The organism is Nocardiopsis sp. FIRDI 009 (assembly GCF_003386285.1).
In the GTDB taxonomy this organism is placed as follows: Bacteria; Actinomycetota; Actinomycetes; order Streptosporangiales; family Streptosporangiaceae; genus Nocardiopsis.
The window spans coordinates 117,167-129,518 of record NZ_QPNC01000006.1 but is presented as its reverse complement, the minus strand read 5'-3'; the positions used below and the strand labels follow the sequence as shown (position 1 = coordinate 129,518).

Here is a 12,352-nt window from a genome sequence, read left to right as displayed (position 1 = left end):
CGGCCTCCGCGTCCTCGCGGTGCCCGAACTCGTCGACCTCCCTCAGTCCGTCCCCCGGGGCGCGTCGACCGCTTCCGCTTCAGGCTCTCCCACCGGACCGCCCCGGCGCCCGTGTCGGGCGCCGGGGCGCGCGTCCGGTCCGGCTAGAGGTCGCGGACGTCCTCGGGGCTGCGGGTGAGCGCGGGGTCCCGTCGGACGCTGTCGCCCAGGATCTCGTCGATGCGGGCGACCAGCGCGTCGTCGAGTTCGACCCCGGACGCGCCGACGTTGTCGCGCACCTGCTCCGGCCGGGAGGCGCCGACGATCGCGGCGGACACGTTCCGGTTGCGCAGGACCCAGGCGACGGCCAGCTGCGCCATGCTCAGACCCGCCTCGGCGGCGAGCGGCTCCAGTTCGGCGACCTTCCGCAGGAGCGCCTCGTCCTCGGTCATGTCCCTGACGAAGTGGCTGCTCTTCGGGTCGGCCCCGCGCGAGCCGCTCGGCGCGGCCTGACCCGGGCGGTACTTGCCGGTGAGCACCCCGCCCGCGATGGGCGACCACACGATCTGGCCGATGCCCTCGCGTTCGCACACCGGCACGACCTCGGACTCGATGACCCGCCACACCATGTTGTACTGCGGCTGGTTGGAGACGATGCGGTCGAACCCCATCTCGTCGGCGATCTTCAGCGCCCGCTCGATCTCCTCGGCCCGCCACTCGGAGACGCCCACGTAGAGGACCTTGCCCTGGCGGACCAGGTCCTCGAAGGCCCGCATGGTCTCCTCCAGCGGGGTCGTGTAGTCGAACCGGTGCGCCTGGTACAGGTCCAGGTAGTCGGTTCCCAGCCGGCGGAGGGAGTCCTCCGCGCCGCGGATGATGTGCTTGCGGGACAGCCCCTTGTCGTTCTGCCCCTCGCCCATGGGCCAGAACACCTTGGAGAAGATCTCCAGCCCGTCGCGGCGCTCGCCCTTCAGCGCCCGGCCGAGGACCTCCTCGGCCCTGCCCTGCGCGTAGACGTCCGCGGTGTCGAACGTGGTGACACCCGCGTCCAGCGCCGCGCGCACGCAGGCGGCGGCGGTCTCCTCCTCGACCTGAGAGCCGTGTGTGATCCAGTTCCCGTAGGCGATCTCGCTGACGACCAGACCGCTGTTGCCCAGATGCCGAAACTTCATGCGGAGCACTGTAGCGGGGGAGCGCGCCGGTGTGCGAGGCCGCCGGAACCGGAGTGGGATCGCTCCCATGAAGGGTCGAGCGAAGGGCCGGCGCACGCACCGGCCCCGCTCACCGTTCGCGGCCGCCCGACCTCAGCGCGCGTGGCGCGGCGTGGGGTCGTCGCGGACCTTCAACCGGGGCTTGGGCAGGCGCAGGCGGCGGAACTGGATCTGCCGCATCGCCGCGTACCAGCCCGCGCCCTTGACCAGCGGGTCGTCGGGGAAGTACTCGGCGGCACGCTTCTTGACCGTGCGGCCCACGATGACGCCCTCGGTGACGATCGTGACCATCATGAGCACGAACAGCGGGTACACGGCCATCTGCACGAGGGGCACGCTCACCAGGGACAGCGCGAGGATGAGCACGGACAGCGGGAGGAAGAACTCGCTGACGCAGCGCCGGGAGTCGACGAAGTCGCGGGCGAAGGCCCTGGCCTCACCCATGTCCTGCTGGCGGAAGTAGCGCTCCTCGCCCTTGGGAGCGCCCGCGTTTCGGGCCTTGCGTCCACGCTGGCGGTCGAGGCGCTCCTGGTAGGCCCGGTAGGCCTCCTTGCGCGACTGCGGGACGTTGAGCGGCCTGCGCAGGTCACGTTCGGATTCCTTGCGCTTTGGGGTGGGGACACCCTTCTTAGGGGTATATCCCTTAGGTTGGGTGGCCTCAGTGGCCTCTTGGCTGGTGGATTCGGCACGCTTCGAATCCGTGGCTGCGGTGGCGGAGCGACGTCGGAACACACCTTCAGGGTAGCCGGTCACAGCTTTATGGCGACCGCGGGCCAGACCGCGTAGGGTTGGGCGAAGCGCCCGCTGGGAACAGCCGATGTACGCACCGAGAAGGGGACGGCCACGCCGATGAGCGTGTTTCAGCGACTTTCGATGATCTTCAAGTCCAAGGCCAACAAGGCCCTGGACTCGGTCGAGGACCCCAGGGAGACACTCGACTACTCATACCAGAAGCAGCTTGAGCTCCTGCAGAAGGTTCGGCGCGGCGTCGCGGACGTCGCCACCTCCCGCAAGCGCGTCGAGTTGCAGATCCAGCAGTTGGAGCAGCAGTCCGAGAAGCTGGAGAACCAGGGTCGCGCGGCTCTCGGCCAGGGCCGTGAGGACCTGGCCCGTGAGGCCCTGACCCGGCGCTCCGGTCTGGCGAGCCAGATCGAGGGCCTGCGTGAGCAGCACGCCAACCTCCAGGGCGAGGAGCAGAAGCTCACGATGGCGGCCCAGCGCCTCCAGGCCAAGGTGGACTCCTTCCGCACGCGCAAGGAGACCATCAAGGCCACCTACACCGCCGCCCAGGCCCAGACGCAGATCAGCGAGGCCTTCTCCGGGATCTCGGAGGAGATGGGCGACGTCGGCATGGCGGTGCAGCGCGCCGAGGACAAGACCGCCGAGATGCAGGCGCGCGCGGGCGCCGTCGACGAACTCCTGGCCTCCGGGGCGCTCGACGACGTCACCGGCACCGCCAAGGACGACATCCAGGCCGAGCTGGACCGGATGGCCAGCACCTCCGGTGTCGACGCCGAGCTGGAGCGCATGAAGATGGAGCTCGGACAGGGCAACGGCGGTGCCTCGGCCCCGCAGATCGAGGGCGGCAACAACCGGGAGGGCTCGTGATCGTTCGCATCCTGGGTGAGGGGCAGCTCGACCTCACCGACGCCGACCTCGACGTCCTGAACTCCGTCGACGCCCAGCTGGAGGCGGCGATCGAGTCCGGTGACGAGGCCACGTTCCGTCAGGCCCTGCACGACCTGCTGGCCAGGGTGCGGCAGGACGGCAAGCCGTTGCCGCCCGAGGACCTCAAGCCCTCCCAGGTGATCCTCCCGCCCGCCGACGCCACGATGGCCGAGGTGCGGGAGATGCTCCAGGACGACGGCCTCATCCCCGGCTGACCCGACCGGCCGGGTACGCCGCCCTCCGTCCAGGCGGTCCGTCCGGCCCACGACAGCGGTGCGCGCGGACCGGTGAGGCCGGTGCGGCGCGCCCCGCGACAGCGTGCGCGTGCTTCGTCCACGGCCGCCGTGACCCTTGGGCGTCACGGCGGCCGTGGTGTGTCTGAAACCCTTTCCGACCTGGGCGAACTAGACTCCGAACCACGGGTTGGGAGGAGTCGTCATGGCGGGTTCGAAGTTCAGGCCGGACCGGGGGCTCACCACACGGATGGTGACGACCATGGGCCTGCTCGCCCTGGTCTACGTCGCCTTCGTCGTCGGCCTCGTCCTGGTCGGCATGAGTATCTGGCTGGTCCTCCTGGTGGTCGGGGGGTTCGCGCTCTTCTCCTACTTCGCCTCCGACAAGATCGCCATGTTCTCCATGGGCGCGCGCGAGGTCGGTCCCCAGCAGGCGCCCGAGCTGCACGCCGTGATCGACCGGCTGTGCGCCATGGCCGACATGGCCAAACCGCGCGTCGGGATCGCCGACTCCGACGTGCCCAACGCCTTCGCGACCGGGCACAGCGAGAAGAGCTCCGTGATCTGTGTGACCACCGGGCTCCTCCGGCGCCTGGAGGGCCGGGAGCTGGAGGCGGTCCTGGCGCACGAGCTGTCCCACGTGGCGCACCGCGACGTCATGGTCATGACCGTCGCCGGGTTCCTCGGCATCGTCGCGGGCTTCCTGACCCAGGCGGGCCTGCGCTTCGCCGCGTTCAGCGGGGCCGCCGGGGGGCGGAGCAACAACGGCGGGCCGGCGCCCGCGGTGATCGCGCTCCTGGTGGTGCTGGTCAGCGCGGTCGCGTGGGCGCTGAGTTTCCTGCTGACCCGGGCGCTGTCCCGCTACCGGGAGCTGTCGGCGGACCGCTCCGCCGCCTACCTGACCGGTCGTCCGTCGGCGCTGGGCAGCGCGCTCACCAGGATCACCGGTGACATGGCCCGCATCCCCACCCGGGACCTGCGGCAGGCCGAACCGTTCAACGCCTTCTTCTTCGCCCCCGCCCTCACCCGGAAGGGCTTCAGCATGAGCCGCCTGGTCGCCACGCATCCTCCGGTGGACCAGCGCCTGGCCCAGCTGGCCGAGATCTCCCGGCAACTCGGCCAGGGGTCCTGACCACCACTCCACGACACCGAGGCGAGGCACCCGTGAAGAGACTCTGGCGTGCGATCCTGGGCCGGTCCGAGCCCGCGCGCCCCGACCTGGACGCGCTGTTCGGGCTGCCCTCGGCGGCCCTGACCCTGCGGGCGTCGGCGGGTTTCTCGCCCACCGGCACCGGGTCGGTGGCCTTCCGGTCGGCGGAGGGCGCCGCCTTCGCCGACCTGGAACGGGACGTGACCGCGCTGCTCGGCGCGGGCGGCGGGTCGCCCGTGGAGCAGGTGGCCGACGACTACGGCTACACCTGGCTGGTCATCCGCGCGGCGGACGCGCGACCGGGGGAGGGCGAGGTCACCGACCCCGACATCTCCGGTCTGGTCACCGACCTGCACGCGGTCAACTCGACGCTGGAGGCGAACGGCTACGGCCCCTCGCTGCTGTGCTCGCTCGTGGGGTTCACCGACACGCGGCGCCGCGCGCTGGGGCTGGTCTACCTGTACAAGCGCGGCACCTTCTACCCGTTCGCGCCGTTGGGCGGGCAGCGGCGGGACAACGCGCTCGAACTCCAGGTCGAGGCCGCGATCGGCGCCGACCTGCCGGTCGAGCGCGACCGGTCCCGCTGGTTCCCGGTCTACGGGGCGCCGGGGCTGCACCCCTAGAACAGAGATTCCGTTATGTGGAATCAGAAATCCACAAAACGGATAAATTTGCTCCGAAGGTCTGGTGTGGCCGAGGGACGACCGGCACAATGGCCACGTGCGTATCGTCATCGCCCCAGACAAGTTCGCCGGAACCCTCTCCGCGGTCGAGGCCGCCCAGGCCGTCGCCGAGGGGTGGCACCGGACCGACCCCTCCGCCACGACCGAACTGCTCCCGCTCTCCGACGGCGGCCCGGGTTTCGTCGAGGTCCTGCACGCCGCCCTGGGCGGCAAGGTGTACCAGGCCCGGGTCACCGGCCCCCTCGGCGCGCCCGTGACAGCCGAGTACCTTCTGGACACGGAGACCGCCACCGCCTACGTGGAGAGCGCGCAGGCCTGCGGGCTCCACCTGGTCCCGGCCGCCGACCGTGACCCCGGTCGGACCACCAGCCACGGTGTCGGCGAACTCATCGCTCGAGCGGTCGACGCGGGCGCCACGACCGTCGTCGTCGGTCTGGGCGGCAGCTCCACCAACGACGCGGGGGCGGGCATGCTGGCCGCCCTCGGCGCCGGACCGGCCGCCGCGCTCAGCCACGGCGGCGGCCCCCTCGTGGACACCCCCGAGGGCATCGACCTCGAACCGGCCCGCCGCGCCGTGTCCGGGGTCCGCCTCATCGCCGCCACCGACGTCGACAACCCGCTCCTGGGCATCCACGGGGCCAGCGCCGTGTTCGGTCCGCAGAAGGGAGCCGATCCCGACCAGGTCCAGCGCCTGGACGCCGCCCTGACCGCGTTCGCCGGCCGGGTCGACCCCACGGGCGCGATCCGCGACACCCCCGGTGCCGGAGGGGCGGGCGGCCTCGGCTTCGGCCTGCTCCTGCTGGGCGGCACCGTGGAGTCCGGCGTCCGGCGCGTCCTGGGCGCGGTCCGCCTGGCCGAACGCCTCTCCGACGCGGACCTCGTCATCACCGGGGAGGGCTCCTTCGACTCGCAGTCCCTGCGGGGCAAGCTCCCGCACGGAGTCGCCAGCATGGCCAGTGAGTACGGGGTCCCGTGTGTGGTGACCGCCGGCGTGGTCAAGGTCGGCCGGGCCGAGGCGGCCGCGGCCGGGATCACGGAGACCTACTCCCTGGTGGAGTCGGCGGGTTCGGTGGAGGCCGCGATGGGCCGCTCGGCCGAGGAGCTGCGCTCGATGGCGGCCGACGTCGCCCGCCGCTGGTCGCGCTGAGGCGCCTCCGCGGCCGACGGATGACGGGCGAGGGGTGGGAGGGCTACCCTGGAACCGCACACGGACACCGTGTGCAGCCGTGGCCACTCCACGACCAGGGGCCACGGCGGCAGGGAGAACACAGCCGCCGCGCGGCGGAATGCGGTATCGGCCCCGGACGTTGACACCCGTTGAGGAGGACCGGACCCGTCGAGACGGGCCCGTCCCGTACGCCACCCGGGGTGGCCAGGCAGCCGCGACCCCTTTCCAGAGGAGCTTTACAACATGACGGTTCAGAGCGAGGTCACCGAGGGGATCATCCTCACCGACGAGGCGTCCGCCAAGGTCCGGGCGCTCCTGGAGCAGGAGGGCCGTGACGACCTGCGTCTCCGCGTCGCCGTTCAGCCCGGCGGCTGCTCGGGGCTGCGCTACCAGCTCTACTTCGACGAGCGCGACCTCGACGGGGACGTGGTCTCCGACTTCGGCGGGGTCGAGGTCGTCACCGACCGGATGAGCTCCCCCTACCTCGTCGGTGCCACGATCGACTTCGTCGACACCATCGAGAAGCAGGGGTTCACCATCGACAACCCCAACGCGACCGGCTCCTGCGCCTGCGGAGACTCCTTCAACTAGGCACCACGCCACACGGCGATCCCCCTGCCCCCGGCACCGGTCGGGGCGCGGTACCCGAGGGGAGGGCGGTCACGACCGCCCTCCCCTCCGCCGTGTCCGGTTCCGGCCGGTCTCCGTCCGAGAACGGTGGGTCGCTGTATACCCTGGGGCAGTCCGAACGGGCGCGACCGCGCCCACCAAGTCGACACCGACTGACGCCTCCCCAGCAAGGAGCCCTCGTCCCGTGCGTATCGCGGTTGCCGGATCCATCGCCACCGACCACCTGATGACCTTCCAGGGTCGGTTCTCCGAACAGATCATCCCCGACCAGATCCAGCAGTTGTCCCTCTCCTTCCTCATCGACGAGCTGGACGTGCGACGCGGCGGGGTCGCCGCCAACATCTGTTTCGGCATGGGCGGTTTCGGCCTCAACCCCGTGCTCGTGGGAGCGGCGGGCGCCGACTTCGAGGAGTACCGCGCCTGGCTGGACCGTCACGGTGTCGACACCTCCGCGGTCCACATCTCCGAGCTGCGGCACACCGCCCGCTTCATCTGCACCACCGACCTCGACCAGAACCAGATCGCCTCCTTCTACGCGGGCGCCATGTCCGAGGCCCGCAACATCGAACTCCAGCCCATCGCCGACCGCGTCGGGGGTCTCGACCTCGTCCTCGTCGGCGCCGACGACCCGGCCGCCATGGTCCGCCACAGCGAGGAGTGCCGGTCGCGCGCCATCCCGTTCGCGGCCGACCCCTCCCAGCAGCTCGCCCGTATGGAGGGCGACCAGGTCCGCTCCCTGATCGAGGGGGCGGCCTTCCTGTTCAGCAACGAGTACGAGAAGGCGCTCGCCGAGCAGAAGACCGGCTGGTCGGACGAGGAGGTCCTCGACCGGGTCGGCACCCGCGTCACGACCCTGGGCGCCAAGGGGGCGCGGATCGACCGCAGGGGCGAGCCGAGCGTGCACGTCCCCTCCGCGGTCGTCGGCGAACTCGTCGACCCCACGGGGATGGGCGACGCCTTCCGCGCCGGTTTCCTCGCGGCCCACTCCTGGGGTCTGTCCCTGGAGCGCGCCGCGCAGGTCGGCAACGCGACCGCCGTGCACTGCCTGGAGGCGGACGGCCCCCAGGAGTACTCCCTGACCGCCGCCTCCCTGACCGAGCGACTGGAACGCTCCTACGGTTCCGAGGCCGCGGCCGAGGTCGCCCCGTTCCTGTGATCCGGGCCGACCGGACCGCGCCGTCCTGGTCGGGGCGGTGTCCGTGAGCCCGTAGAGTAGTAAGCCGCGACCCGCACGACCCGGTCCCGAACCGGGCCGCTGCCCGACGGTCGGCCTCCGCCGACCCGCACGGGGAGCCCCGTGCCACCCGGTGCGCTGAAACGCGTGCCGGGGTCTTCCGAGCCCAAGCCGTCCGCGCGGGGTCGCCGCGACGGTGGGAACCCGTCCAGCCGCACCACCGGCGGGACTCGGGCGCCGCAGGCGCCTCCCAGATCTAGGCCAGCCTTACCTGGGATTCCCTGATTCACTGTGAAAGGACTACGCATGCGCTACACCGGACCGAAGGTGCGGTTGTCCCGGCGCGCCGGCACCCCGCTGACCCGTAAGGCGGTCAGCTACTTCGAGAAGCGTCCGTACCCGCCCGGTGAGCACGGCCGCCGTGTTCGCCGCAACAGCAGCGACTTCGCCGTCCGTCAGGCGGAGAAGCAGAAGGTGCGCTGGTACTACGACCTGACCGAGAAGCAGCTGCTGCGCGTCTACGAGAACGCCAAGAAGCGCTCCGGCCGCACCGGTGAGGAGATGCTCGCCGAGCTGGAGCTGCGCCTGGCGACGGTCGTGCTGCGCGCCGGTTTCGCCGCCTCGATCTACGCCGCCCGCCAGTTCATCAACCACGGCCACATCACCGTGGACGGCAAGAAGGTCGACATCCCCTCCTACCAGGTCAAGCCGGGCCAGATCGTCAGCGTGCGGGAGAAGTCCCGCCAGATGGTCCCGTTCGTCGAGGCCGCCGAGGGCGTCCACGCCGACGACAAGATCGCCGGCCACCTCGCCGTGAGCCACCAGGACCTGCGCATCGCGGTCGTCGACCGCCCCAAGCGCGAGCAGATCCCGGTGCCCTTCGACGAGCAGCTCGTCGTCGAGTTCTACGCTCGCTAGGCAGCGCCTGTTCCGGGCCCTCGCCTCGCGGCGGCCCGAACGACGACGCGGCGGCCCCTGCGGGGCCCGAGTCGGACAGAGGCCGCGCGGACGTTCACCGTCCGCGCGGCCTCTGGCGCGTCCACGGCGTGGTGTGCGCCACCCCCCCCCCCGGCCCCGGAGGGCCCCACATCGTTATCGCAACGCAACCGCGACCGCGTCCGGTCTTTCAGTACCTGCGGCGGATGTGATAAGCGCTACCCCGGGCCAGGGGCTCCTCCGTGACGAAGTCGTGCATCTTCATCCGGCACCAGGCGGGGATGTCCGCCTTCGCGGCGGGATCGTCCGCGGTGACGGCGATGACGGAGCCGATGGGCACCTCGTGCAGCCGCTGCGCGAGCATGAGGATCGGGATCGGGCACTTGCGGCCGACCGCCTCCACGGTCACCAGAGGCCGCTCGTTCGGGTACTCGGGCACGGTCATCCCCCGTGGTGTTGTCGTCCTGTGTCCCAATCTTGACCCTTCCCGCCGGCTAAGGCGAACCCGGTTAAGGGTGTCGTAAACCCAGCGATACGCTCACCTTGGTTCCGCCTCGCGCACCGCGCGCCGGTCGACGGCGAACGATCGCGGACGGAGGCCCGGGGGGACGCGCCGGGCCGCGCCTCGTAGCCAGCCGGGAGGATCATCCTCCGAGGGCGAACGGGCCCGGCTCCGCGTGCCGCCGCGCGTCCCGTATGGGTTGTCCGGCAACACGCTGACCAGGTCAGCCCGTGAACAGGACGCTGGACGGTTCGCGATAATGTTTCCCCCTGACAAGCTTTGGATACTTAGGCCGCCCGCGGACGATCCGCGGGCTTCACCGCTGGGAAGGCAATCCGTGAGTCCGACCCGCCAAGAGAATCGGCGCTCCAAGACGCGCCGATGGGCACCACGCGGCGCCGCGCTCGCCGTGCTGGGGCTGGCCGCGACCGGCTGCGCGTCGAACGAGCTCACTCGTTTGGGCATGCCGGAGCCGATCACCGAGCAGGCCGAGCGGGTTCTCTCGCTCTGGCAGGGCTCCTGGGTGGCGGCGTTCGCGGTCGGCATTCTCGTGTGGGGACTGATCATCTGGTCGGTCATCTTCCACCGCAAGCGCTCTGAGCAGTTGCCGCCGCAGGTGCGGTACAACATGCCCATCGAAGCGCTCTACACCATCCTGCCGATCGTCGTCATCTCGGTGCTCTTCTACTTCACCGCGCGCGACCAGGCCTACCTGCTGGAGACCGACGAGCCGGCCGACGTCCACGTCGAGGTCGTCGCCTTCCAGTGGGCCTGGCAGTTCAACTACCTGGACGACACGCTGGACAACGGCGGCGAGGTGCAGTTCTCCGAGGTCGGCACCCCCGACCCGGCCGGCACCGCCGACCCCTCGACGCAGCCCACCCTCGTCCTTCCCGAGGGTGCGGTCGTGCACTTCGACCTCCGGGCGACGGACGTCATCCACTCGTTCTGGATCCCCGAGTTCGCGTTCAAGATGGACGTCATCCCCGGCCGGGACAACGCCTTCCAGGTCCAGCTCCAGGAGGGCACCACCGGAGAGTACGTCGGTCGCTGCGCCGAGCTGTGCGGCGCCGACCACACCCGCATGCTCTTCAACGTCGAGGTTCTGTCCCAGGAGGACTACGACGCGTGGGCCGCGGAGCAGGCCGCCCTGGCCGAGCAGGAGACGGCCGAGCTGGAGGAGGCCGCCGCGCAGGCCGAGGCCGCGAGCGCTGGCGAGGCCGCTGAGGGCACCGAGGCCGCCGAGGAGGAGGCCGAGGCGACCGACGAGGGTGACGAGGCCGAGGTGGAGGACACCGAGGGCGACACCGGGTCGGCCGACTCCGAGGAGAATGACGAGTCATGACCACGACCGTAAGTAAGGCGCGCACCGACGCTCAGGCACCGTCGCGCAAGGGGTCGATCATCGTCAACTGGTTGACGTCGACCGACCACAAGGTCATCGGGTACATGTACCTGATCACCTCGTTCGGCTTCTTCCTCTTCGGCGGCGTCCTGGCGCTGCTCATGCGGGCCGAGCTGCTCTACCCGGGCATGCAGCTCATGACCAACGAGCAGTTCAACCAGCTGTTCACCATGCACGGCACGATCATGCTGCTGATGTTCGCGACCCCGCTGTTCGTCGGGTTCTCCAACATCATGATGCCGCTGCACATCGGCGCCCCGGACGTGGCGTTCCCGAGGATGAACCTGTTCGGGTACTACCTGTACCTGTTCGGCAGCCTCATCGTCGTCAGCGGGTTCCTGACCCCCGGCGGCGCTGCGGCCTTCGGCTGGTTCGCCTACACGCCGCTGTCGGACGCGGTCCGCTCCCCGGGTCTGGGCGGCGACCTGTGGATCCTCGGCCTGGCGGTGTCCGGTCTGGGCACCATCCTGGCGGCGGTCAACTTCATCACCACCGGCCTGTGCATGCGCGCCCCCGGCATGACGATGTTCCGCATGTCGATCTTCTCCTGGAACACGATGCTCACCAGCGTCCTGGTGCTCATCGCGTTCCCGGTCCTGACCGCGGCCCTGATCGCCCTGGGCGCCGACCGCATGGTCGGAACACAGGTCTTCAACCCCGAACACGGCGGCGCGATCCTCTGGCAGCACCTCTTCTGGTTCTTCGGCCACCCCGAGGTCTACATCATCGCGCTGCCGTTCTTCGGCATCGCGACCGAGATCCTGCCGGTGTTCAGCCGCAAGCCGATCTTCGGCTACAAGAGCCTCGTGGGCGCGACGATCGCCATCGCCGGCCTGTCCGTGACCGTGTGGGCGCACCACATGTTCCCGACCGGCGCGGTGCTGCTGCCGTTCTTCTCGTTCATGACCTTCCTCATCGCGGTCCCGACGGGGGTGAAGTTCTTCAACTGGATCGGCACGATGTGGCGCGGCCAGCTCAGCTTCGAGACGCCGATGCTGTTCACCATCGGCTTCATGGTCACCTTCCTCTTCGGCGGGCTGACCGGGGTGCTGCTGGCCTCCCCGCCGATCGACTTCCACGTCACCGACTCCTACTTCGTGGTCGCCCACTTCCACTACGTCGTGTTCGGCACGGTGGTGTTCGCGATGTTCGCGGGCTTCTACTTCTGGTGGCCCAAGTTCACCGGCCGGATGCTCAACGAGAGGCTGGGCAAGGTGCACTTCTGGCTGCTGTTCCTGGGCTTCCACGGCACGTTCCTGGTCCAGCACTGGCTCGGCGCGATGGGCTTCCCCCGCCGCTACGCCGACTACCTGCCCACGGACGGCTTCACCGACCTGAACCAGTTCTCCTCGGTGTCGTCGTTCGTGCTGGGCGCCTCGACGCTGATCTTCTTCTGGAACATCTACGTCACGGCCAAGAAGGCGCCGAAGGTGACCGTCGACGACCCGTGGGGCTACGGCTGCTCCCTGGAGTGGGCGACGTCCTGCCCGCCGCCGCGGCACAACTTCACGTCGCTGCCGCGGATCCGCTCCGAGCGCCCCGCGTTCGACCTGAACCACCCGCACGCCGCCGCCCCGGGCGCCGTCCCGGTGGGCGTCACGAAGGAGTAGGGC

At 70.3% G+C, this 12,352-nt stretch carries 13 protein-coding genes; 10 read left to right on the top strand and 3 right to left on the bottom strand.

Annotation, left to right across the window (positions count from 1 at the left end):
- Positions 1-143: 143 nt before the first annotated feature.
- Both DVR05_RS03895 and DVR05_RS03890 read right to left on the bottom strand, forming a co-directional pair.
- The gene (locus DVR05_RS03895) at positions 144-1,151 is read right to left on the bottom strand and encodes an aldo/keto reductase family protein (protein ID WP_116244420.1); all 1,008 of its coding nucleotides are present in this window, start codon (positions 1,149-1,151) and stop codon (positions 144-146) included.
- A gap of 132 nt (positions 1,152-1,283) precedes the next feature.
- Positions 1,284-1,922, bottom strand: a complete 639-nt coding sequence (locus DVR05_RS03890) for a DUF3043 domain-containing protein (RefSeq protein ID WP_232831966.1) — start codon at positions 1,920-1,922, stop codon at positions 1,284-1,286.
- Positions 1,923-2,039: 117 nt separating this feature from the next.
- On the opposite strand from DVR05_RS03890, the gene DVR05_RS03885 reads away from it, so the two are divergent.
- The 8 genes from DVR05_RS03885 (at position 2,040) to rpsD (ending at position 8,814) form a co-directional block, all read left to right on the top strand.
- Positions 2,040-2,798 carry a PspA/IM30 family protein gene (locus DVR05_RS03885; protein WP_116244418.1) on the top strand — a complete coding sequence of 253 codons (759 nt, stop codon included), beginning with the start codon at positions 2,040-2,042 and terminating at the stop codon, positions 2,796-2,798.
- Positions 2,795-3,073, top strand: coding sequence for a hypothetical protein (locus DVR05_RS03880; RefSeq protein ID WP_116244417.1), 279 nt, complete (start codon positions 2,795-2,797; stop codon positions 3,071-3,073). The genes DVR05_RS03885 and DVR05_RS03880 overlap by 4 nt, the downstream gene beginning before the upstream one ends.
- A gap of 223 nt (positions 3,074-3,296) precedes the next feature.
- Complete coding sequence (gene htpX / locus DVR05_RS03875) at positions 3,297-4,223, top strand: zinc metalloprotease HtpX (RefSeq protein ID WP_116244416.1); 927 nt, start codon at positions 3,297-3,299, stop codon at positions 4,221-4,223.
- Positions 4,224-4,255: 32 nt separating this feature from the next.
- The gene (locus tag DVR05_RS03870) at positions 4,256-4,864 is read left to right on the top strand and encodes a hypothetical protein (protein WP_116244415.1); all 609 of its coding nucleotides are present in this window, start codon (positions 4,256-4,258) and stop codon (positions 4,862-4,864) included.
- 97 nt (positions 4,865-4,961) lie between these two features.
- Positions 4,962-6,071: a glycerate kinase gene (locus DVR05_RS03865; RefSeq protein ID WP_116244414.1), complete on the top strand. Its 1,110-nt coding sequence runs from the start codon at positions 4,962-4,964 to the stop codon at positions 6,069-6,071.
- 264 nt (positions 6,072-6,335) lie between these two features.
- Positions 6,336-6,683, top strand: coding sequence for an iron-sulfur cluster assembly accessory protein (locus tag DVR05_RS03860; RefSeq protein ID WP_028649670.1), 348 nt, complete (start codon positions 6,336-6,338; stop codon positions 6,681-6,683).
- A gap of 223 nt (positions 6,684-6,906) precedes the next feature.
- The gene (locus DVR05_RS03855) at positions 6,907-7,878 is read left to right on the top strand and encodes a carbohydrate kinase family protein (protein ID WP_116244413.1); all 972 of its coding nucleotides are present in this window, start codon (positions 6,907-6,909) and stop codon (positions 7,876-7,878) included.
- Positions 7,879-8,202: 324 nt separating this feature from the next.
- The gene (rpsD, locus tag DVR05_RS03850; protein WP_116244412.1) at positions 8,203-8,814 is read left to right on the top strand and encodes a 30S ribosomal protein S4; all 612 of its coding nucleotides are present in this window, start codon (positions 8,203-8,205) and stop codon (positions 8,812-8,814) included.
- Between the two features lie 208 nt (positions 8,815-9,022).
- Here rpsD and DVR05_RS03845 read toward each other — a convergent pair whose 3' ends face one another.
- Positions 9,023-9,277, bottom strand: coding sequence for a sulfurtransferase TusA family protein (locus tag DVR05_RS03845; RefSeq protein ID WP_116244411.1), 255 nt, complete (start codon positions 9,275-9,277; stop codon positions 9,023-9,025).
- A gap of 520 nt (positions 9,278-9,797) precedes the next feature.
- Between DVR05_RS03845 and coxB the strand changes: the two genes are divergently transcribed.
- Positions 9,798-10,679, top strand: a complete 882-nt coding sequence (gene coxB / locus DVR05_RS03840) for a cytochrome c oxidase subunit II (RefSeq protein WP_116244410.1) — start codon at positions 9,798-9,800, stop codon at positions 10,677-10,679.
- A complete protein-coding gene (ctaD, locus tag DVR05_RS03835; RefSeq protein WP_116244409.1) occupies positions 10,676-12,349 on the top strand; it encodes a cytochrome c oxidase subunit I in 1,674 nt (557 codons plus the stop codon). The genes coxB and ctaD overlap by 4 nt, the downstream gene beginning before the upstream one ends.
- Positions 12,350-12,352 lie beyond the last annotated feature (3 nt).

Bases quoted from the DNA above. Each gene is read 5' to 3' on its own strand.
- DVR05_RS03895 (WP_116244420.1), bottom strand. From the start codon at position 1,151: ATGAAGTTTCGGCATCTGGGCAACAGCGGTCTGGTCGTCAGCGAGATC.
- DVR05_RS03885 (WP_116244418.1), top strand. From the start codon at position 2,040: ATGAGCGTGTTTCAGCGACTTTCGATGATCTTCAAGTCCAAGGCCAAC.
- htpX (WP_116244416.1), top strand. From the start codon at position 3,297: ATGGCGGGTTCGAAGTTCAGGCCGGACCGGGGGCTCACCACACGGATG.
- DVR05_RS03860 (WP_028649670.1), top strand. From the start codon at position 6,336: ATGACGGTTCAGAGCGAGGTCACCGAGGGGATCATCCTCACCGACGAG.
- rpsD (WP_116244412.1), top strand. From the start codon at position 8,203: ATGCGCTACACCGGACCGAAGGTGCGGTTGTCCCGGCGCGCCGGCACC.
- DVR05_RS03845 (WP_116244411.1), bottom strand. From the start codon at position 9,277: ATGACCGTGCCCGAGTACCCGAACGAGCGGCCTCTGGTGACCGTGGAG.
- coxB (WP_116244410.1), top strand. From the start codon at position 9,798: ATGCCGGAGCCGATCACCGAGCAGGCCGAGCGGGTTCTCTCGCTCTGG.
- ctaD (WP_116244409.1), top strand. From the start codon at position 10,676: ATGACCACGACCGTAAGTAAGGCGCGCACCGACGCTCAGGCACCGTCG.